19 protein-coding genes are annotated in these 19,325 nt (G+C 69.3%); 8 read left to right on the forward strand and 11 right to left on the reverse strand.

Going from position 1 to position 19,325, the window contains the following annotated elements:
• Positions 1-8 precede the first annotated feature (8 nt).
• Together BS329_RS02350 and BS329_RS02355 are read left to right on the forward strand one after the other, a co-directional pair.
• Positions 9-971 (forward strand): NAD(P)-dependent alcohol dehydrogenase, encoded by a 963-nt coding sequence (locus BS329_RS02350; protein WP_076155279.1) that lies wholly within the window; start codon positions 9-11, stop codon positions 969-971.
• A gap of 99 nt (positions 972-1,070) precedes the next feature.
• Positions 1,071-2,609: an alkaline phosphatase D family protein gene (locus tag BS329_RS02355; RefSeq protein WP_076155280.1), complete on the forward strand. Its 1,539-nt coding sequence runs from the start codon at positions 1,071-1,073 to the stop codon at positions 2,607-2,609.
• A gap of 316 nt (positions 2,610-2,925) precedes the next feature.
• Here BS329_RS02355 and BS329_RS02365 read toward each other — a convergent pair whose 3' ends face one another.
• A complete protein-coding gene (locus BS329_RS02365) occupies positions 2,926-3,798 on the reverse strand; it encodes an alpha/beta fold hydrolase (RefSeq protein WP_076155282.1) in 873 nt (290 codons plus the stop codon).
• 27 nt (positions 3,799-3,825) lie between these two features.
• Positions 3,826-4,650, reverse strand: coding sequence for a GAF and ANTAR domain-containing protein (locus BS329_RS02370; protein ID WP_076155629.1), 825 nt, complete (start codon positions 4,648-4,650; stop codon positions 3,826-3,828).
• Between the two features lie 370 nt (positions 4,651-5,020).
• On the opposite strand from BS329_RS02370, the gene BS329_RS02375 reads away from it, so the two are divergent.
• Entirely contained in the window at positions 5,021-6,448 is a 1,428-nt protein-coding gene (locus tag BS329_RS02375) for a PP2C family protein-serine/threonine phosphatase (RefSeq protein WP_076155630.1), read from the forward strand.
• 6 nt (positions 6,449-6,454) lie between these two features.
• On the opposite strand, the gene BS329_RS02380 is transcribed toward BS329_RS02375, so the two are convergent.
• From BS329_RS02380 to BS329_RS02400, 5 genes are all read right to left on the reverse strand, one after another.
• Positions 6,455-7,009: an isochorismatase family protein gene (locus tag BS329_RS02380; protein WP_076155283.1), complete on the reverse strand. Its 555-nt coding sequence runs from the start codon at positions 7,007-7,009 to the stop codon at positions 6,455-6,457.
• A 68-nt stretch (positions 7,010-7,077) separates the two neighbouring features.
• Entirely contained in the window at positions 7,078-7,911 is an 834-nt protein-coding gene (locus BS329_RS02385) for a poly(ethylene terephthalate) hydrolase family protein (RefSeq protein WP_076155284.1), read from the reverse strand.
• A gap of 215 nt (positions 7,912-8,126) precedes the next feature.
• Positions 8,127-9,311, reverse strand: coding sequence for a cysteine desulfurase-like protein (locus tag BS329_RS02390; protein WP_076155286.1), 1,185 nt, complete (start codon positions 9,309-9,311; stop codon positions 8,127-8,129).
• 81 nt (positions 9,312-9,392) lie between these two features.
• Positions 9,393-11,372: a beta propeller repeat protein gene (locus tag BS329_RS02395; RefSeq protein ID WP_076155632.1), complete on the reverse strand. Its 1,980-nt coding sequence runs from the start codon at positions 11,370-11,372 to the stop codon at positions 9,393-9,395.
• Between the two features lie 122 nt (positions 11,373-11,494).
• Positions 11,495-12,298: a sulfite exporter TauE/SafE family protein gene (locus BS329_RS02400; RefSeq protein WP_076155633.1), complete on the reverse strand. Its 804-nt coding sequence runs from the start codon at positions 12,296-12,298 to the stop codon at positions 11,495-11,497.
• 92 nt (positions 12,299-12,390) lie between these two features.
• Here BS329_RS02400 and BS329_RS02405 point away from each other — a divergent pair, with 92 nt between their 5' ends.
• Both BS329_RS02405 and BS329_RS02410 read left to right on the forward strand, forming a co-directional pair.
• On the forward strand, positions 12,391-13,164 hold the full coding sequence (locus BS329_RS02405) for an AraC family transcriptional regulator (protein ID WP_076155287.1): 774 nt from the start codon (positions 12,391-12,393) through the stop codon (positions 13,162-13,164).
• Positions 13,165-13,218: 54 nt separating this feature from the next.
• Positions 13,219-13,542: a putative quinol monooxygenase gene (locus BS329_RS02410; protein WP_076155288.1), complete on the forward strand. Its 324-nt coding sequence runs from the start codon at positions 13,219-13,221 to the stop codon at positions 13,540-13,542.
• A 227-nt stretch (positions 13,543-13,769) separates the two neighbouring features.
• On the opposite strand, the gene BS329_RS02415 is transcribed toward BS329_RS02410, so the two are convergent.
• Both BS329_RS02415 and BS329_RS02420 read right to left on the reverse strand, forming a co-directional pair.
• Positions 13,770-14,585, reverse strand: coding sequence for a DUF1206 domain-containing protein (locus BS329_RS02415; RefSeq protein ID WP_076155635.1), 816 nt, complete (start codon positions 14,583-14,585; stop codon positions 13,770-13,772).
• Between the two features lie 92 nt (positions 14,586-14,677).
• Positions 14,678-14,962, reverse strand: coding sequence for a hypothetical protein (locus BS329_RS02420; protein WP_076155289.1), 285 nt, complete (start codon positions 14,960-14,962; stop codon positions 14,678-14,680).
• 82 nt (positions 14,963-15,044) lie between these two features.
• On the opposite strand from BS329_RS02420, the gene BS329_RS02425 reads away from it, so the two are divergent.
• Together BS329_RS02425 and BS329_RS02430 are read left to right on the forward strand one after the other, a co-directional pair.
• On the forward strand, positions 15,045-15,545 hold the full coding sequence (locus tag BS329_RS02425; RefSeq protein WP_076155291.1) for an SRPBCC family protein: 501 nt from the start codon (positions 15,045-15,047) through the stop codon (positions 15,543-15,545).
• A gap of 64 nt (positions 15,546-15,609) precedes the next feature.
• Positions 15,610-15,846 carry a dihydrofolate reductase family protein gene (locus tag BS329_RS02430; protein WP_341866310.1) on the forward strand — a complete coding sequence of 79 codons (237 nt, stop codon included), beginning with the start codon at positions 15,610-15,612 and terminating at the stop codon, positions 15,844-15,846.
• 12 nt (positions 15,847-15,858) lie between these two features.
• Here BS329_RS02430 and BS329_RS02435 read toward each other — a convergent pair whose 3' ends face one another.
• Complete coding sequence (locus tag BS329_RS02435; protein ID WP_076155292.1) at positions 15,859-16,131, reverse strand: hypothetical protein; 273 nt, start codon at positions 16,129-16,131, stop codon at positions 15,859-15,861.
• Positions 16,132-16,163: 32 nt separating this feature from the next.
• The gene (gene rlmN / locus BS329_RS02440) at positions 16,164-17,270 is read right to left on the reverse strand and encodes a dual-specificity RNA methyltransferase RlmN (protein ID WP_076155293.1); all 1,107 of its coding nucleotides are present in this window, start codon (positions 17,268-17,270) and stop codon (positions 16,164-16,166) included.
• A gap of 187 nt (positions 17,271-17,457) precedes the next feature.
• On the opposite strand from rlmN, the gene BS329_RS02445 reads away from it, so the two are divergent.
• Complete coding sequence (locus BS329_RS02445) at positions 17,458-19,311, forward strand: YcaO-like family protein (protein ID WP_244197002.1); 1,854 nt, start codon at positions 17,458-17,460, stop codon at positions 19,309-19,311.
• Positions 19,312-19,325: the final 14 nt, after the last annotated feature.

The following is a 19,325-nucleotide window of genomic DNA, read 5'->3' on the forward strand; positions in this document are numbered from 1 at the left end:
AGGCCGCCGTGAAGGCGATCGTCCAGAACGAATACGGCACGACCGATGTTCTCCGGCTGACGGACCTGCCGGAACCCGAAGCGGGGCCGGACGGCGTGGTCGTCCAGGTGCGCGCGGCGGGCGTCGATCCCGGCGTCCGGCATCTCATGGAGGGGACGCCGTACCTCGTGCGGCTGATGGGGTTCGGAGTCCGCAGACCTAAGGCCCGCGTGCGCGGGCTGGACTTCGCCGGGATCGTGCACGCGGTCGGCGAGAACGTGACGGAATTCCGGCCCGGTGACGAGGTTTTCGGTACCTGCCAGGGTTCCTTCGCCGAGTACGCACTGACCACAGTGGACAAACTCGCGCGGAAGCCCGGGCGGCTCGGCTTCCACGAAGCGGCCGCGGTCCCGATCTCGGCTTTCACGGCGCTCCAGGCACTTCGGGACAAAGGCGGGATCACGCCCCGGCAGAAGGTCCTCGTCATCGGGGCGGGCGGCGGCGTCGGCGGCTACGCGGTGCAGATCGCCAAGGCGTTCGGCGCGGAGGTCGACGGCGTGTGCAGTACGGGCAAGGTGGACCTGGTCCGCTCGCTCGGCGCGGACACCGTCTTCGACTACACCCGCGAGGATTTCACCGGCGGCTACGACGTCATCCTCGACACCGCGGGCACCCGGTCGTTGACCTCGCTACGGAAATGCCTCACCCCGCTAGGAACTCTCGTGATCGTCGGCGGCGAAGGCGACGGGAAGTGGATCGGCCCGGTTGGCCGCAACCTGCGGGCACTGCTCCTCGGGCCGTTCGTCAAGCACAAGCTGCGCGGCCTGTTCTCGACGGAGAACCGCGAAGATCTCGAGACCCTGCGCGCGCTCATCGAGGAAGGGAAACTGGCACCGGTCATCGACCGGACCTACTCGCTGGCCGAGGTCCCCGAAGCCATCCGTTACGCGGGCGAGGGTCATGTGCGCGGCAAGGTCGTCATCACCGTGTGAACTCCTCCGGCAAGAGTTTTCCCGCGCGTTCACCTCCGGCCATCTTGGGCGTGTTCGGTGTCGTGGAGCGACCCACCACAACAGCCAGGGAGACCACCGATGTCCGTCAACCGCCGGGACCTGTTACGAGGCGCCGCCACCGCCGGTGCGCTGGGGCTGGCCTGGCCGTTGAGTTCGCGGATGACCGTCGCCCAGGCGGAAGAGGCCGCGGCGGCGCTGGGGGCGAGCTGGGACGAGGCGCCGTTCACCCTCGGCATCGCGTCCGGCGACCCGGTCCCGCACGGCGTCGTGCTCTGGACCAGGCTCGCGCCGAAGCCGATGGAGTTCGAGCAGCCGCTGCCGGACACCGTCGAGGTCGGCTGGGAGGTCGCCGCCGATCGTGGGTTCCGCCGCCGCGTGGCGCGCGGCACGGTGGCGGCCACCGCCGGGCTCGGGCACAGCTTGCACGTTCCGGTGGCCGGGCTCGAGCCCGGCGAGCAGTACTTCTACCGCTTCCACGCCCTCGGCAAGGTCAGCCGGACCGGGCGCACCCGCACCGCCCCGGTCGGGCCGGTCCGGCGAGTGCGGTTCGCCTCGGCGAACTGCCAGGCGTTCCACGACGGGTTCTACGCGGCGCACGCCGGGATCGCGCGGGAGGACCTCGATTTCGTCGTCCACCTCGGTGACTACGTCTACGAGCACGGCCAGGTCGGCGGCAACCCGCTGCGCGACCACGAAGGCCCCGAGGTGCTGACCCTGCCCGCGTACCGGCGTCGGCACGCGCTCTACAAGTCCGACCCGTCGCTGCGGGACGCGCACGCGGCCCACCCCTGGTTCATCACCTGGGACGACCACGAGGTCGTCAACGACTACAGCGGCACCACGCCATCGCTGCGGGCACGGCGGTCGGCGGCGTATCAGGCCTGGTACGAGCACATGCCCGTGCGGCCGGACCACCCCGAGACGCCGAGGATCCACCGGCGGCGCGGCTGGGGCGACCTGCTTGATCTGTCCATTTTGGACCTCCGCCAGTACCGGTCGGCACAGAACCTGCCCGACGGCACGATCCTCGGCGCGGACCAGAAGGCCTGGCTCAAGGACCAGGTGACCGGCGCGGGCGAGGCGTGGCACTGCTGGGTCAACTCGATCATGCTGAGCCAACTGGCGAAGCCGGGTGGCGGCGGCTACATGTTCACCGACCAGTGGGACGGCTTCCTCGCCGAACGCAAGGAGGTGCTGACCCACGTGGCGAACAGCGGCCTCGAAGACTTCGTGGTGATCACCGGCGACTGGCATTCCGCGTTCGTCGACGACATCCGCCCGGACTTCGCGGACCCGGCGACCCCGGTGATCGGGACGGAGTTCACCGCGCACTCGGTCTCCTCCGGCGCCTACTCCCCCGAATGGAACGCCACGAACGGGCCGAAGATGGGCGCGGCGAACCCGCACCTCCAGTACTTCGAGGGCAACCGGTACGGCTACGACGTCTACGAGGTCACCCCGCGCCGCTGGAGCACGCACATGCGGGTGATCGGGGACCGGCGCGACCCGCGTTCGCCGGTCAGCACCCTGACGACGTTCCACGTCGACCGCGGCAGGCCGGGGTCCTATGAGGACCGGTCGACGATCACGTCACCGGCGCAATACAGGCGCCGCTAGACCAAAAGGGCGAACTCAGAAGGTGGCGGGGGACGCTCTTCCGGAGCAGCGCTTTGATCTTGGCCGCCCTCGGTGGCCGGAAACCTGGCCGGTTCACCGGCCTCCGCTCGGCGAAAGAATTTCCCTGACCTGTTTCTCCCTGCCGAGGCCATCGGAAACCTGTCGAGTGGTCGCCCACCGCGCGTCGGGATCCTCCTAGTGGTACACCGTCGGACATCGGGTCCAGCTCGGTTCGGACCGTCGACGGCGGAAGGTCGCGGCGGACTGCTTTCGAGCGCCTATGTCGCCGGGTATCACGTAGACGATTTCCACTGTTTCAAGAACACGATGGTGATCTTGACCCGGATCCCCACCGGTCCACTTCCGCGGTAAGCCAGCGATGCAGGGAAAAGGCCAGTTCGACCGGCGTGTCGTACTGGATCAGGTGCCCGGCCTCCGGGATGACGTCCAGGAGGGCGCCGGGGATCGCGTTCACGAGTTGTTCCGCCCTGTCCACCGGGATCCACGTGTCGTCCGCGCCCCAGATCACCTTCACCGGCAACGCGAGTTCGGGATAGCGGTCCTGGATCTCGTCGGTGTACCGGACGTCCGCCTCGGCGATCTGCCGGTAGAAGGCGCGTTGCCCCTCCTCGTCCAGCCAAGGCCCGGTCAGCGTGGCCAGCTGGGCGCCGGTGAGACCACGATGGGAGGCCGTCCCGATGTAGGACTCGAGCGCACCCTGGTGCACTGTCGGGGGTTGCGCCTGGAAGACCTCGGCGTTCTCCGCGACGAGCCGGAAGAATTCCGAACCCCACGGCCGCAGCGCGACGACGTCCACCAAGGCGAGCGAGGCGTACTCGGCACCGTGCAGCAGCTTCGCGCGCAGGGCAACAGCCCCGCCGTAGTCATGGGCGATCACATGCGGGGCCGTCAGCCCCCAATGCCCGAGCAGGTCGGCGAAAAGCTCACCCTGCGTCCCGAGATCGACGGCGTGGCCTGGCTCCTTCGACGAACGGCCGTACCCCGGCATGTCCCAGACATGGACGGTGAACTCCTCGCTGAGCGCCCGCGCGAAAGGCGCCCACAGCTGCGCCGACCACGGTGTCCCGTGGCACAGCACCACCGGGGCGCCCTCGCCGAGGCGTTCCCACGCCACCGAACGGCCGCGCCACTCGTACGTCCGCGACAACTCCAGTTCGCCGAAACCCATGATCGCGATCGTAGTGGCGCCGCCCGCTCAGTCGGGCAGATGCAGTTCCGTATGCCGTTTGGACAGCATCTCCGCCAGCTCCCGGAGTTTGATGTTCATATTCTGCGACGTGTGCCGCAGGACCTCGAACGCCTCCGCCGCGTCGATCCCGCGCCGCGCCATCAGGATGCCCTTGGCCTGCCCGATCGCGTCCCTGCTGTCGAGCGCCTGCTGGAGCTGTTCCTCCTGGAGTTGACCGCGCGTGACCGCGTGCGTGGTCGCCAGCGCCAGCGACGCGTGCGTCGCCAGCAGCAACAACACGTCCCTGTCGGTCCTGGCGATGCCGTGCGGACTGCGCGAGTAGACGTTCAGCGCGCCCGAAAGCTGCGAACTCGACGCTTCCGGCAGCAAGGCCGTCGAGACCAGCGAGTGGAAGCCGAGCGCCGCCGCGGCGGGCCCGAACCGCGGCCAGCGGGCGTCTTCGGCGAGATTGTCGCTGAAGGCCGCCGCCGGCCCCGAAGCCCGCGCGGCTTCGACGCAGGCCCCCTCGCTGTACTGGTACTGCAACTGATCCAGTTCGCCGGCGATCTCGTCGGTCCGCACCGGCGTGTGGAACCCGCCGTCCGGATCGAGAAGGGTGACACTCACCAAATCCGCGCCCGGCACCAGGTCACGAGTCGCGAAGACCACTCGTTCGAGTACCGCCGCGACCGAGCCGGAGTCCAGCAGCGCCCTGGTCAGTGCCACGAACTGCGAAACCAGTGGCCCGGCGATCAGCCGGGCGCCGTTTTCCGAGGTCACCGGCAGTTCGCCGTCGCCGACATCCTCGACGAATCGGTTCTTGTCCTGCTGCCAGTCGATTTCATCGGCCAAAGCCCGCCTCTCCCACTTCTGCACATCGGCGTGATGCACCACGGGAGTCACCGGCGAGAACCGGCGCCGAGCGCGCACCATCAACCGCCGCAACCAACCCGGTTACCGGCGGATCGGCGCTAACTTCTCAACGCTCAGAACCGCTTTCGGAAGCCGACCTTAGCCGAATGCGATCACCCCGCCTACCGCGACCCACGTTCGGCCTGTCCCGGTTCTGTCGGTCAGGTCACGCCGTCGACGAACCGTTCCGCCACCTGGCGTAACCCGCTCCTCGCCCAACCGGGCGTGGTTCGGGCGCCGACTCATGTTTCGCACCGGCTTCCGATTGGTATCCGGGTCCAAGGTAGGCGAGTTCGCGGGGGTGATCGTCATGGCTTCGCTCCAGGCAGAGGAGCAGCGCCGCATCGTAGCGGCGTGTTTCGCGCGCACCGGCCTGACCTTGGAGCAGCTGTGGCTGAGATATTTCGCGCTGGGCGGCGATGTCAGCGAAGTCGAGCTGGACGGCTTCCTCCAGGGGCTGGCTCCCCTGCCCAGGATCCAGCGGGACATGGTGGCCCACGCGGTCAACGAGCGGCTTGACGAGGTCGACGGCGCGCACCGGGCGCCATACAGCCGTGAGACCGGTGAGGACACCCGTCCTCGCGGTCCCTTGGCCGCACTGGTGGGGCTGCTCGACGGCGCTCACCGGGCCGCACCCGAACGCCTACCCGGGATCATCGCCTCGGCGGGCCAGGCACTGGGCCTCGAGATCGCCGTCTACCTGGTCGACCATGACCAGCGGCAGCTCGTACCTGTTCCCGGCGGGACGGCGCCCGGCCGTGTACCGCTGGCCATCGAGGCCAGCACCGCGGGCCAGGCGTATCGGCACGCCGGCACCCTGCTGTTCGAGGAACCGGACGGACCACGCCTGTGGGCCACGCTGCTGGACGGCGACGAGCGCATGGGCGTACTCGAGGTCGAAGCGGGCGCGGACGCCGACCTCCACGACCCAGCCTTGCGCATCCAGTGCCGGTGGCTCGCGTCGCTGTCCGGTCATCTCCTCGCCGCCGCGTCGAGGTACGGCGACGGCCTCGACACGCTGAGGCGGCACCGACGGCGCACTCCCGCCGCGGAGCTGGTCTGGCAGAACCTGCCTCCCTTGACCGCCGCGACGCACACCGTCGTGGTGGCCGGCGGTATCGAGCCCACCTACGACGTTCGTGGTGTCACGTTCGACTACTCCCTTTCCGAAACGAAGGCGTGGCTGGCGATCTTCGACGCCGGCCGGGACACCCGCTCCGCGAGCCTGGTGGTCGCGGCGGCGCTCGCGGCCTACCGGTCCGCTCGCCGCCAGGGCCTGGACCTGCGCGGCCAGGAAACCGCTGTCGACAAAGCGCTGTCGACGCAGTTCGGCGACGGTGCCCCCGTCCGCGGCGTACTGGCCGAAATGGACCTCACCGGCGGCGGGCTCCGCTACCTCGACGCGGGGCGCGAACCGCCGTTCGTGCTCGGCGACGAGCCCGAACAGACCACATTGGACAGTGGACGGCGCCCGCCGTTCGGCACCGGACCGCCCGGCCGGATCGCGACCGCCTGGCTACGGCCGGGAGATCTCCTGGTCCTGCACACCGAGGGCCTCTCGGGCGCGCGTGACACCGACGGCGAACGGTTCGCGTTCGCCACCTGCCTGGCCGACAACGCCGGACACGTACCGCCCGAAACCGCCCGGCGGGTGCTTCAGGCGGCGAAAACCCACTGCGGCAACGAGTTCACCGGTGACGCCGGTCTGCTGATCGCGCGCTGGTCCGGCCGGCCGTGAGACGGCTCAGCCGCTGAAATCGACGTCCGTGGTCTCGACCGTCCCTCCCTTCCGGCCCGGCGCGATCTGGTAGCGCCAGTACAGATTCGTATGCGCGATGACCTGCTCCGGCTTCGGCGCGCCCCATGCCGATTTGTCCACGGTCGTATGCGCGTCACCGACCAGCGTCGCGTCGTACCCGCGGACCAGGGCACCGTGCAGTGTCGAGCGGATGCAGGCGTCGGTCTCCGCCCCGACGACCACCAGCCGTCCGACGCCGCGTTCCGCCAGTACCTTCTCCAGATCGGTGTCCTCGAACGAGTCGCCATAGGACTTGTGGACGACCGGCTCGGCGTCGGCGCGGGTCAGCTCACCGACGATGTTCCATTCTTCGCTTCCTCGCACGAGTTCCTCGTCGGAATGCTGCACCCACACGACCGGGACGTCTTCCCGCCGTGCCCTGCCGACGAGAGCGCCGATGTTCGCGACCACCGCGTCGCGCTCGTGGCCCTCGTCGACGACGCCGTTCTGGACGTCGACGACCAAGAGCGCGGTGTTCGGCCGGTTGTCGAGTGTGGTCATGACGGGGTGTCCCTCCTGGTCAGGCTGTCGGGAAGACCCTAGACCGGCCCACCGACAAGAACCGGCGATCAAGCCGCCGGGACGGCCAAGGCCTTCGCGTTCCGCTGGACGTCGGACCACGCCCCGTCCCGGCACAATCCGCAGGACGGACCGAAGAACTCCGCACGGGCTCGCTCGTCACCGGACAACCAGAACCGGAACCACGCCGTGACCGCGCCGCGGAACCCGCCTCCGTCACCGGTGGGCGTGAAATGGGTCGCGCCGGCGAGTTCGCCGTAGATCGCGGGTACCTGGGTCGCGAGGCGGTACCGCGGGATGACCAGCAGCGCGGGAACGACGATGATGTCGAACTGGCCACCGAGGAAGAACGAAGGCCCCTTCAACGCCGTCGCGGAGCCCTGCGGCCCCGGCTCGATCGGGATCGTGGTGGTGACGCGAGGATCCGCACCGGCCGCGATCGCCCCGCCACCGCCCTGGGAATGGCCGGTCGCACCGATGTGCGCGGTGTCGATCTTGCCTTGGTAACGACTGCCGGGGCGCGAGTTCTCGGCGATCAGGGTCGTGGCCCCGGCCAGAATCTCCTTGCCTGAACCCGCGTTCGGCGTGTCGGTGGCCGCGACCACGAAACCGTGTGAGGCCAGATGACGCAACAGGCCGTCGTAGATCCCCGGGTTCGCGCCGGTGCCGTTGCCCCACAGGATCACCGGGTGCTTCTCCAGCCGCGAGGGCCGGTACACCGTGTGCGTATCGTCGAGGGCTTCGACGGTCACCTCGAAGGGCCCCGGTTTGCTCCACTGGTCCGCGATCCCGGTCGTGGCCGTGGCCGTCGCGGTGGGCGTGATGCCCACGGTCGCGAGCACGACCATCCCGGCGATCAGTGTCCGTGCGCGAAGTCTCCCCATGGTGGTCACCGTCCTGGTCCGTCCGGGCCCCGTTGCCCGCGACGTTCCCTTCCCAGGGTGTCGGTCCGGTCACCGTAGGTCCATGGGGCCGATCACAAGAACGGGCGAACGAGTCTTGTGACCGGGCCCAAAAGCAGGTCGGCTGACCTGTTCGGGTCAGGGCGGGCAGGCCAAGATGGCGTAGGGACGTGATCGGGTGGACGACACGCGGCCCCTCAGCAGACGAACGCCGACAGCCCGTCGAGCAACCTGTCGACGTCCTCGGCGCTGGTGTACGGCGCCAGCCCGACCCGGAGCGCCGGGTCCTCCAGCTTCAAGGCCGCGAAGACTTCGTGGGCGTAGAAAGACCCCGCCGGGGCGACGATCCTCCGTTCGGCGAGATGCCGTTGGGCTTCGCGCTCACGTCCGCCGAGGCCCATCAGGACGGTCGGGGTCCGGTCGGCCGCCCTGCAGTGGACGGTGACAGCGTCTCCCAGCCCTTCTTCCAGCCTGGCGCGCAGCGCGCTTTCGTGGTCGTGCAAGGAATTCAGCGAGTTCGTCAGCCGGTCCCGCCGCGATCCGCCCGTTCCCGGGTCGAGGGTGGCGAGGAAGTTCACCGCGGCCGTCGCGCCCGCGAGGATCTCGTAGGGCAGGGTGCCGAATTCGAAGCGTTCGGGCACGGCGTCGGGCGAAGGCAGGAGCTTGTCCGGTTCGACGGTTTCGAGGAGGGCGGGCGACGCGCCGAGCACCCCGCAGTGCGGGCCGAGGAACTTGTACGGCGAGCAGACGAAGAAATCCGCTCCCAGCGCGGGAACGTCCACCAGGTCATGGGCGGCGAAATGCACACCGTCGACGAACACCAGCGCCCCGGCGTCGTGGGCGAGATCGGCGATCCGGCGGATCGGCGGCTTGGTGCCGAGGACGTTCGAGGCCGCCGTGACCGCGACCAGCCTCGTCCGCTCGGTGAGGGCGAGGGAATCGAGGTCGAGTTCGGTGGTTTCGGGGTCGATGTCGATCCAGCGGACGGTCATCCCGGCACGTTCGGCGGCCTGGACCCAGGGCCGGACGTTGGCGTCGTGATCGAGGCGGCTGACGACGATCTCGTCGCCCTCACGCCAGTTTTTGGCCAGGTGCCGGGAAAAGTCGTATGTCAGCTGGGTGGCGCTCCGGCCGTGGACGACGCCTTCGGCAGGCACGCCGAGGAAGTCGGCGTAGGCGGCGCGGAAACCCGCGACGGCGTTCTCGGCGTTGAGTTCGGACGGGCTGCCCGTGCCCCGGTTCGACAGCGGACCGGCCAGCGTGTCGGCGATGGCGTCGGCGACGGGCCGGGGTGTCTGAGTGCCCGCGGGTCCGTCGAAGAAGGCGATTCCGCTGGAGAGGGACGGGAAATGGCGCCGGAGAGCGGCGACGTCGATGGCCATGCCCTCGACTCTTACATCCGGCGAGGGACGGAGTAAACGCTTCGTGACCGGAACTTTCTCCGGCCACGAAGCGCCTTGGACTCAGTACAGCGTCAAGCGGTACGCGCCGGACTGCGCGGTGCCTGCGAACAGGTACCGGCCGTCCGCGCTGATCGCCATCGAGAGCACCCGGGCGTCGGGCAACGCGCCGGGCACCGGCGACCAGGTGCGGCCGAAGTCCGTGCTGCGCAGCACGCCGCCCCCGGTCGCGCTGCTCGCGAACCACACCCTGAAGTCGAACGGATGCGGCAGGATCCGGCTGATCTCGTGGGGACCCTCGCCGTCGCGGACCCGCCGGAACGTCCGGCCGTCGTCCTCGCTGAGCAGCAGACCGGCACCGCCCACCAGGACGCGGCCCCAGCGGCTCACCGAGATCGAACTGACCGGCTCGTCGGAGACGTGGGTCCAGGTCCTGCCGCCGTCGTCCGACCGGGACAGGCCGCGGGAATCCCCGCCCCAGACCCGATTCGCGTTCCACGGGTCACCGGCGAACGCGATGAACCCGTTGTCGGCCGGGAGCTTTTCCCAGGTCTTCCCGGCGTTGTCGCTGCGGTAGAGCACATGGCCGCTGGGCGCGAAGGCCGAGACGAGGAGCCTGTCCGGGTCGGCCGGATGGGCCAAGATCGTCCTGGGGGTACCTTCCTTCGCCTTCCCCATGAGCTGCCAGGTGCGCCCGCCGTCACCGCTGCGGAGCACGTCGAGCGCGAACCCGTTCCGGGTGACCTGCCAGACGACGTGCGGACGGGCGGCCGAGACGGACAACCGCGCGTCCTCGTGCAGCCTGTCGGTGGGGTGCGACTGCCAGACCCTGTCCGCCGAGGCGACCTTGCCGCGCGGAAGCGGGGTGTTGTAGATCTCCTGCACGCCGGCCGCGACGAGGTTCTCGCGCAGCAGGTTCCCGGTGGTCACGAGGTCGCGAATGGATTCGCCGGGTACGCCGATCTGCTGGTAGCCGTGCTTGCCGCCGTCCGCGTACACCCCTCGGTACACCGAGGAGATCAGCGTGGTGGCGGGTTTGCCCGCGGCCGCGGGGAGTTCGATCATGTCGCTGACGCCCTCGCCCGGCGCGGGCACCGGTTTCCGGGTCCAGGTGCGGCCGAAGTCCGCGCTGACGTCTATGTCGTTATACGTCGCGACGTACAGGCGGCCGCCGACGAAGCGCGGTTCGCGCAGCGGCTGTCCGCCGGGTTCGCGGCGCAGCACCGTCCAGGTCTTCCCGCCGTCGGTGGAGCCGTGCAGTTCGGTGCCGACCGTGACCGCGAACCGCTTGCCGTCCGACGCGACCTGCCAGATCTCGCCGTTCGTCCGGTAGACGAGTTCGGCCCGCGGTTCCTTGCCGCTGACCCCGCGGACCACCCACAGGGAGTACTCCGGGTAGACCGTCGTGAAGTAGGCGTCGTCGCCGACCAGAGTGAGTTTGAGCGCGCCGACCGGTGCGGCGATCCCCTCACGCGGCCAGGTCCTCGGCACGTCGTTCCAGTGGTCCCCGCCGTCGGTGCTGACGCTCAGCGAGTCGAGGTTCTGCACCACGACGACCCGGCCGGTGGGGTCCGTCGCCATGCCGAACGCACCGTCGGGATACCACTCGCGCAGGGTCTCCCAGGTCTCACCGCGGTCGGTGGTGCGCAGCAGCAGGCCACGCCACTCACCGACCTTGTTCCCGGGTTTGTTGCCCACCGCGAGCATCCGGTCGGGATTCACCGGATCGGCGAAGAATCCCTGGATGGCGGTGTTCACCGGCAGTCCCCGGCGTGCGGTCCACGAGCCGCCGCGGTCGCCGGAGAGCCACAACGCCGGCGGGCCGGGCTGCATCATCGCGAGCCCGGCAGGCGACACGGCCAGCAGCCCGCCGATGCTGTTCGGGCCGACCGGGTCCCAGCCACCGCGCGGCAGCCCTGTCGCGTTGACGTTCGTTGGCGACGGCAGGGGGCCGGCGGTGGCCACTGACGTCGTCCCGGTGGTCCCGAGAACCGTCAGCAGCCCGAGAACGAGCATGCGTTTGGTGGTCGATCTCAGCTTCATGCGGAAGATCTTGGCGCAAGATCCGGCAAAGGTATAGAGATTCATCGGATCTTTACCCCGACATGCTCTCTTCTCTACCCTCGAAGCACTCACCGACGGTCAACTCATCGGATCACTGTCGGTCAACGGACGACGATCGCGAGCAGCGCGGCGGCGAGCAAGGCGAGGTACGCGATCGCGTGCGCACGGTCCGGGATCCGGCCGGCCACCCGGCGCGTCACGGCGATGGTCGGCAACGACCCGCACAACAGCGCGCCCGCGGCCACCAGGTCGATGTAGCCGAGGTGAGCGGCGCCGGAAGCCGTGCCCGTCGCCGCGAAGGCGTAGACGGCGGTGCCGATCACCGCCACCGGCAGGCTCAGCGGATTCGCCAGCGCGGCCGCGTCGGCCATCGGCAGGCCCTTGCGCCGCATGAGCGGGACGGTGAGCACACTGCCGCCGACTCCGAGAAAGCTCGCCACCGCGCCGATCCCGGTCCCGCCCGCGGTGGTGGTGATCCCGCCGAGCGCGCGGGGACCGCCGTCGTCCCGCCTGCTCACGAACCCTTTCCGGACGACGCTGTCGGCGATGGTCAGCGCGAGATAGGCGACGAAAAGCCAGCGCAGGACACTCTCGTCGGCCACGGTCGCGGCGAAGGAGCCGAGCACCGCTCCGAGACCGATGAAGGCGAGGAGCGGCCACAGATAGTCGCGGCGAAGGCGGCCGGTCCGCAGTTGCGCGAGGGTCGCGCTCCCGGCGTTGACCACCATCACCGCGGTCGAGGTGGCCACCGCCACGTGCATCGCGCCAAGGGCGTGCTCCGGCTCGGCGAGCGCGAAGGCGTAGACGACGGGCACGGTGACGAATCCACCGCCGAATCCGAAAAGGACAGTGGTGACGCCGCTCAGGCAACCGAACCCGAGGAGCACCGAGATCTCGATCAGCACTTCTTCGACGGTAGGTGGTCCCGGCACGGCGGGCATTCGAAAGGACGCCACTTTCTTTCGCGCATCGGACTGGTGAGCGTAGCCTTGATGACGTGCGTGACATCCCCATCGACGAGGTCGACCACCTCGACCGCGCGGTGGTGGCGATCCGCACCGATTACCCACCGGGGCACCGGATTCCCCCGCACCGGCACCGGCGGGCGCAGTTCCTCTACAGCGCGACGGGGTCGATGCGGGTCGAAACGGCGGACGGCACCTGGACCATCCCGACCCGGCGCGCGGTGCTCGTCCCGCCGGAGACCGGGCATCAGGTCTTCACGACGACAGTGAGCACCAGGAGCCTGTACATCGAGCCGAAGGCGGTGCCGTGGTTCCCGCGGCGCTGTCAGGTCGTCGAGGTCTCCGCACTGCTCCGTGAACTGCTGAACGAGGCCGTCGGCGTGCCGGAGCTGTACTCCCCGCGAGGGCGGGACGCCGCGGTCATCGGCCTGATCCTGCACGAGATCCGCCGGTCCGCCCCGGTCCGGCTCGATCTCCCCCTGCCGAAACACGAACGGCTGCGCGCCCTGTGCGAGTCCTTTTTGGACGCTCCGGACATCCACGAGCCGGTGACCGCATGGGCGTCCCGGCTGCACGTGAGCGAGCGGACGCTGAACCGGATCTTCACCGCCGAAACCGGGCTGAGTTTCGCGCGCTGGCGGCAACGGGCCTGTGTCCTGCATTCCCTTTCACTGCTGTCGGACGGTCGACCCATCGCCGGTATCGCCGCTTCGCTCGGCTACGAAAGCCCTGCCGCGTTCTCCACCATGTTCACCCGGCTTCTGGGCAGCTCGCCGAGGGACTACCGCGCGGCGTCCGCGTTGTGAACGCCGGTAACGTCGGGGCGAATCCCCTACTCTCGATCAGAAAGCAGGACGGTCATGATCTTCATTACGGCGAAGTTCCGGGTTCGTCCCGAACACGCGGACCGGTGGCCGGAACTCGCCCGCGACTTCACCGAGGCGACCCGCGCCGAACCCGGTTGCCTCTGGTACGACTGGTCCCGCAGCCTCGACGACCCGAACGAGTACGTTCTCGTCGAAGCCTTCCGTGACGACGACGCGGGCGCGGCCCACGTCGGTTCGGAGCATTTCCGCGCGGCTCAGCGCGATCTGCCCCAGTACCTGGCCGAGACCCCGCGGATCATCAACGCGAAGGTCGATCAGGACGGCTGGTCGGAGCTGGGCGAACTCGCCGTCGATTAGGTGTTGCTTCCCGCCCCGGTTCTCCGTCGGACCGGGGCGGGCTCGGATCGCCGTAACGATACTGGCAAGAGACTTGTCGGAGCTGGTCCGCGACGCGGGTGACCCTTCACGGCCGCCGATGGCCGTCGGATCACCAGCAGCGTCACCGACAGCGGCTACCCGCTGTCGCTGTTCCGGCTCCGTCACGACCGCCAGGCGTGAAACCCGCGCGGTGCGGCACTGTCTCGTCAGCCACGCTGTGCTCGCGCCGCCCCGAAGCAGTACGCGCCGAACGCGGCGACTCCGGCGGCCACCACGATGAGCAGCACCGTGCCGAACGGCTGAGCGGCCAAGGTGCGCAGGGCGGCGTCGAGCCCGCCGGAGCGGGACGCGTCGTGTGCCAGCGCCGCGATTCCGAGGAGCACCGCGACCACGCCGAACACGACACCCCGCGCCACGTAACCGATCCGGCCGAGCCGCTCGACCCACCGCCGGGTCCCCGACGGCAACGACGAGAGGTCGAGATCCCGCACGAAGCTCCGGCGCACCCCGTTCACCACCGATGCCACGGCGACACCGAGCACGATGACGGCCGCCACGATCACCAGGAACGGGCCGGCGGGCAGTTCGAGCAGTCGCGCGGTGAACTCCTGCTGCTTCTGATCACCGCTGCCCTGCTCACCCGCCCCCGCGGCGAGCCTGGCCGCGTACACCCCCAGCGAGATCCCCACCAGGCAGCGCGCCCCGGACTTCACCCGCTTGGCGACACGCTGCCGCTGCTTGTCGATCCAGGTGTACCCGACCGCGGCCAGCAGCGCCTGCCACAGGCCGTACGCCACCAGCCCGGCCGCCAGCACCCACAACAGCACGCCACCCAACGGCGTCGAGCCGACCTCGGTGATCGCACCACGCCCGTCGGCCTCCTGGCCGCCACCGCCGATCGCGATACGCACCGCCAGGTACCCGATGAGCAGGTACACCAGCCCGTAGCACCCCATCCCGACCCGCCCGAGCACCTGCACGGCGGTGCTGTGGCGGACCTGTCTCGCCTTGTTCCCGGACATCCGGCTCACTTCCTCCATCGGCATCTTCCGAGTCTCATGGCCGAGGCCCGGGACCGCCGTGCGACTGCTCCATCCAGCCCAGCGCGACGGAGCTACCCCTCACCAAGCCAGTCGTCCGTGTCGCGGCGCCTGCCGAGACCGACGGCGGCGAATTCGCCGAAGTGGTCACCTTTGAGCACGCCGAGTCGCCGGAGCGCCCGGGAGATCGGACTGCCCGCGGCTGGGTCGGGCTCGTCCTCGGCCAGATGCAACGGGCCGAGAACGCTTTCCCCTGCCTCCCGAACCTGGCCGAGTGGAACGACTTGACAGCTCCCGGGCGAAGCGACCAGTCCACCGCGTGCGGACTCCGTGACGATGACGGCACGCAGTCGATACATCTCCTCATCCTTCCCGATTTTTTCTCGCGGCGATGTCGGATAGCGCCGATCCCGTTCGTAGGCATGGTGAGAGGAGGCCGAAATGACACGGAGCACGCACAGCACGGCCGAGGAGAACGAGAGCGCCACCCTGACCGTCACCGCGTCCGCCACCAGGGTGTTCACGATCCTGGCGGACCCGTCGGCCCATTCCGCGATCGACGGCACCGGCTGGGTCCAGGAACCCGCCGACCCCGCGCCGCTGACCGAGGTCGGGCAGATTTTCCGGATGAACATGTATCACCCCAAACACCCCGACGGTGACTACCGGGTGGCCAACAAAGTCGAGGTGCTCGACTCACCTCGCGCCATCGGCTGGCTGACGGGGACGGAGAAAGCCGACGGACGGCTGGAGTTCGGCGGCTGGATCTGGCGCTACGACCTGACACCGCTCGGCCCGTCCGAAACCGAGGTCACGCTGTCCTACGACTGGTCGGCCGTGCCGCCGTCCGTCCGGGAGTACATCCAGTTCCCGCCGTTCGGTCCCGAACACCTCATCGACTCGCTGCGCCACCTGGCCGAACTCACCGAAGGAACGTCATGACCGCGACCTACAAGGCCCTGAGCTGCTCGAGCGCCGCCTCGCGTCGTATGACGCGGAGCAGCGAATGGTCTTCGGTGCCACCACGTTCCGGGCGAACGTGGAGATGCTTTCGGGCATCGTGGAATCCGAAGGCCTTGATCCCTCGGTCACCCGGATGAAGAACCTTCCGGCGACGGTGGTGTCGTCCACGCTGCGGGAGCCACTCGACTGGCCGGACGCGACCGTCGTGCGCGGCGACGCCGTCGAAATGGCCGCCGGCCACACCCGGGAACTCACCTACCGGCCCGTCCCGCACCTCTGAGCCTTGACTGGATCAGCGGTCGAGCCAAGGGGCCAGCAACGCCTCGAGATCGGCGTCCGACAGCGCATACGGCCCGCCGTGGAACTCGTGCCACCGCGAAGCGTCGCGTGCCGCGTTGTACTCCACCTCGAACGCGCGCATCAGCACATACATGAACGTCACCGAGCTGAACCGCTCACCGAGCAGCGTCCGGGCCTCGCGCGCGACACCTGTGGCGCCATGGCCGATCACGTCCGCGAGCTTCAGCTCCTCCGCAGCCGGATCCAGCAGGCTGGGGGCATACATCACGACAAATTCTCCATCACCGAAAGGAAAAATCAGTTCTCAGCGGCAAGCTGACCGCAAGCCGCGGCGATCTCCTGGCCACGCGTGTCCCGCACCGTGCAGGCGACCCCGCCCGCGTTCACCAGCCGGACGAACTCGCGCTCCACCGGCTTCGGCGACGCGTCCCACTTCGAGCCCGGGGTCGGGTTCAACGGGATCACGTTCACGTGCACCAACTGTCCCAGGTGCTGGCGCAAGCGCTTCGCCAGCAGCTCCGCCCGCCAAGGCTGGTCGTTGATATCGCGGATCAGCGCGTACTCGATGGACACCCGGCGCCCGGAAGTGTCCGCGTAGTACCGGGCGGCCGACAGCACCTCGTCCACCGACCAGCGCTCGTTCACCGGTACCAGCGTGTCCCGCAGCTCGTCGTCCGGCGTGTGCAGCGAAACGGCGAGACGCACCTGCATCTTCTCGTCCGCCAGTTTCCGGATCGCCGGCGCGAGCCCCACCGTCGACACCGTCACCGAACGCTGGCCGATCCCCAGGCCGTCCGGCGAAGGATCGGTGATACGCCGGACCGCGGCGACCACACGCTTGTAATTCGCCAGCGGTTCGCCCATGCCCATGAAGACGATGTTCGACAGACGGCCTGGGCCGCCGGTCATCCCGCCGTCGCGCATCACGGCGGCGGCCGAGCGGACCTGGTCGACGATCTCCGCCGTCGAAAGGTTCCGGTCGAGGCCACCCTGCCCGGTCGCGCAGAACGGGCACGCCATGCCGCAGCCCGCCTGGCTCGAGATGCACAGGGTCGCGCGGTCCGGGTAGCGCATCAGCACGCTCTCCAGCAGTGTCCCGTCGTGCGCGCGCCACAGGGTCTTACGGGTGGTGCCGTCGTCGCAGGCGAGCGCCTTGATCTCGGTGAGCAGCGCCGGCATCAGCTTGCCGACGAGCTTCTCCCGCGACGCCGCCGGGATGTCGGTCATCTCCTCCGGGTTCACCGTGAGCCGCGAGAAGTAGTGGTTCGACAGCTGCTTCGCGCGGAACGGCTTCTCACCCAGCTCGGCGACGGCCTCGGCCCGCTCGGCGGCGGTGAGGTCGGCGAGGTGGCGCGGCGGGAGGCCACGTTTGGGCGCGTCGAAGACGAGAGGGAGGGCAGTCATAGCTCAACCAGTCTCCCATGTCCACTCTCGCCGCGCCCGGGCCGCCCTGGATCACTGTTCCCCAGGTCACGTATGCGTTCTTCCCGCGACGGCGTGCGGATCGCATACGAGGAGACGTCGAACTTCACGCCGCGGCCGAGACTGGAGCAGGAAACCGTTCCGTCGCCTGTACACGATGGGGTTGCCCATGACCTCGGTTCTCCTCACCGGCTCGCCCGCGCTCACCGAGCCGCTGACGGGAATCCTCGCCGACAGCGGCTACGCGAGCGTCGCCGTCTTCCACGATCCGCCCGAAGCGGTTCCCGAGGACACCGTCGTCCTCGCGGTCTTCGATCACGCCGCCCACGCCGAACTGACCGAGTTGGACGCGTGGTGCGCCAGGAGCGGGGCACGCTGGTTACCACTGCGCCGGGAAGACGGCCGGATGATCGCCGGGCCCGCGATCACGCCCGGTGGAATCGACTTCGCCGACGTCGTCGCCCGCCGCCGTTCCGCCGCCCGGGGCCCGTTGCCCGGCGACTCGGCGCCACTGCGTCCCGGCGACCTCCGCTGGGTGCTGGCGAACCTCGCCGTCCACCTCGAACGCTGGCTTTCCGGTGGGCGATCCGCCATCACCGCGGGCGAGATCGAACTGGACCCGGCGGACCTCTCGGAAATCCGCCGCCCGGTCCTTCCCGTCCCCGATCGCGTCCGGCCCGTGCCCGCGGTGACCGATCCGGACCTGCTCGTGGACGACCGGACGGGGATCGTGACCGCCGTACGCGAACTTCCGGCCGCCCCTGGCCTGCCCGCTCGCTTGCGCGTCTGCGCCGTGGACGTCGCGGACATGCGCCGCGTCACGAACTGGCCCAACGAGCGCAGGGCCCTCGGCGTCGCGTGGCACGACTACGACCTCGCCCGGCAGTCAGCCCTTGGCAAAGCCGTCGAACGGTACTGCGGAAGCTGGCTGGTTCCGGAGCGCGAAGTGCGCTTCGGCAGCTACGCTCAACTCGCGCGCTACGGCGTTCCGGCACTCGACCCACGCCGCCTCCATCTCTATTCGGCCGCGCAGTACCAGTCCCCTGGCTTCCCGTTCGCGCCCCTGACCCCGGACACGGAATGCTCGTGGGTGGAAGGCTTTTCCCACAGCACCGGAGAATCCGTCTGGGTGCCGGCGTTCCTGGTCTCGAACGAACGGCAGCCGGGAGAAGCCCGCTTCGCCGACCCGCTGAACTCGGGCTTGGCCAGCGGGACCACCGAGGAACAGGCCATCACCTCCGGCCTCGAAAGCGTCCTCGCACGGGACACCGCCACGCTCTGGTGGGCCAACGCCCCACGGCTGCCCCGGCTCTCGATCCCCGAGGAGATCCGGACGCTCATCGCGGACACCGCGGAGGGCCACGAAATCACCCTCATCCCCCTCGACAACGAATTCGATGTCCCGGTGGTCGCCGCGGCGGTGTTCGATCGCGTGACGCGCTGGCTGTCCATCGGCTTCTCCGCCCGGCCCGACACCCTCGACGCCGCGAAGGCGGCACTCGCCGACGGGTTCGAGTCGCACCACACCTGCCGCGCCCTCGACAACGAGCGCGAACTTCCCGCCCTGCGCCAGGAGTGCGGCGACCTCAAGCCGTACCGGCCGGACCGGCGCTACCTCGACTCCTATCGCGACGACTTCGCCGACGTCACCGATCTCCTTTGCCAGCACCAGATCTACCTCGATCCCCGGGCGGGAAAGCGAGTGACCCCGTGGGTGCGCGACCTGCCGGACCGGTCTTGGGAAGGTCTGCCGTCGCTCGGTGAACGGCGGCTCAAGGCGTATCAGGACCGCGTCGAAGCCCGCGGTTTCGAGGTGGTCGGCGTCGACCTGACGACCTGTGACGTCGCGGCCGCCGGATTCCACGTCGCCCACACGCTGGTTCCGGGTCTCGTGTCACCCTTCCCCGCCGGTCTCCCGTCGTGGGGCGGCGGGAGGATCGCCAACGCCGCCGTGACGCTGGGCTGGCGGGCACGGAGGCTCGCCGAGCGGGACCTCAACGTCATCCCTCTTCCCTGCGTCTGACCTCGTATGAGACC

Origin of the sequence: Amycolatopsis coloradensis, from assembly GCF_001953865.1 — a bacterium.
GTDB classification, from domain to species: Bacteria; Actinomycetota; Actinomycetes; order Mycobacteriales; family Pseudonocardiaceae; genus Amycolatopsis; species Amycolatopsis coloradensis.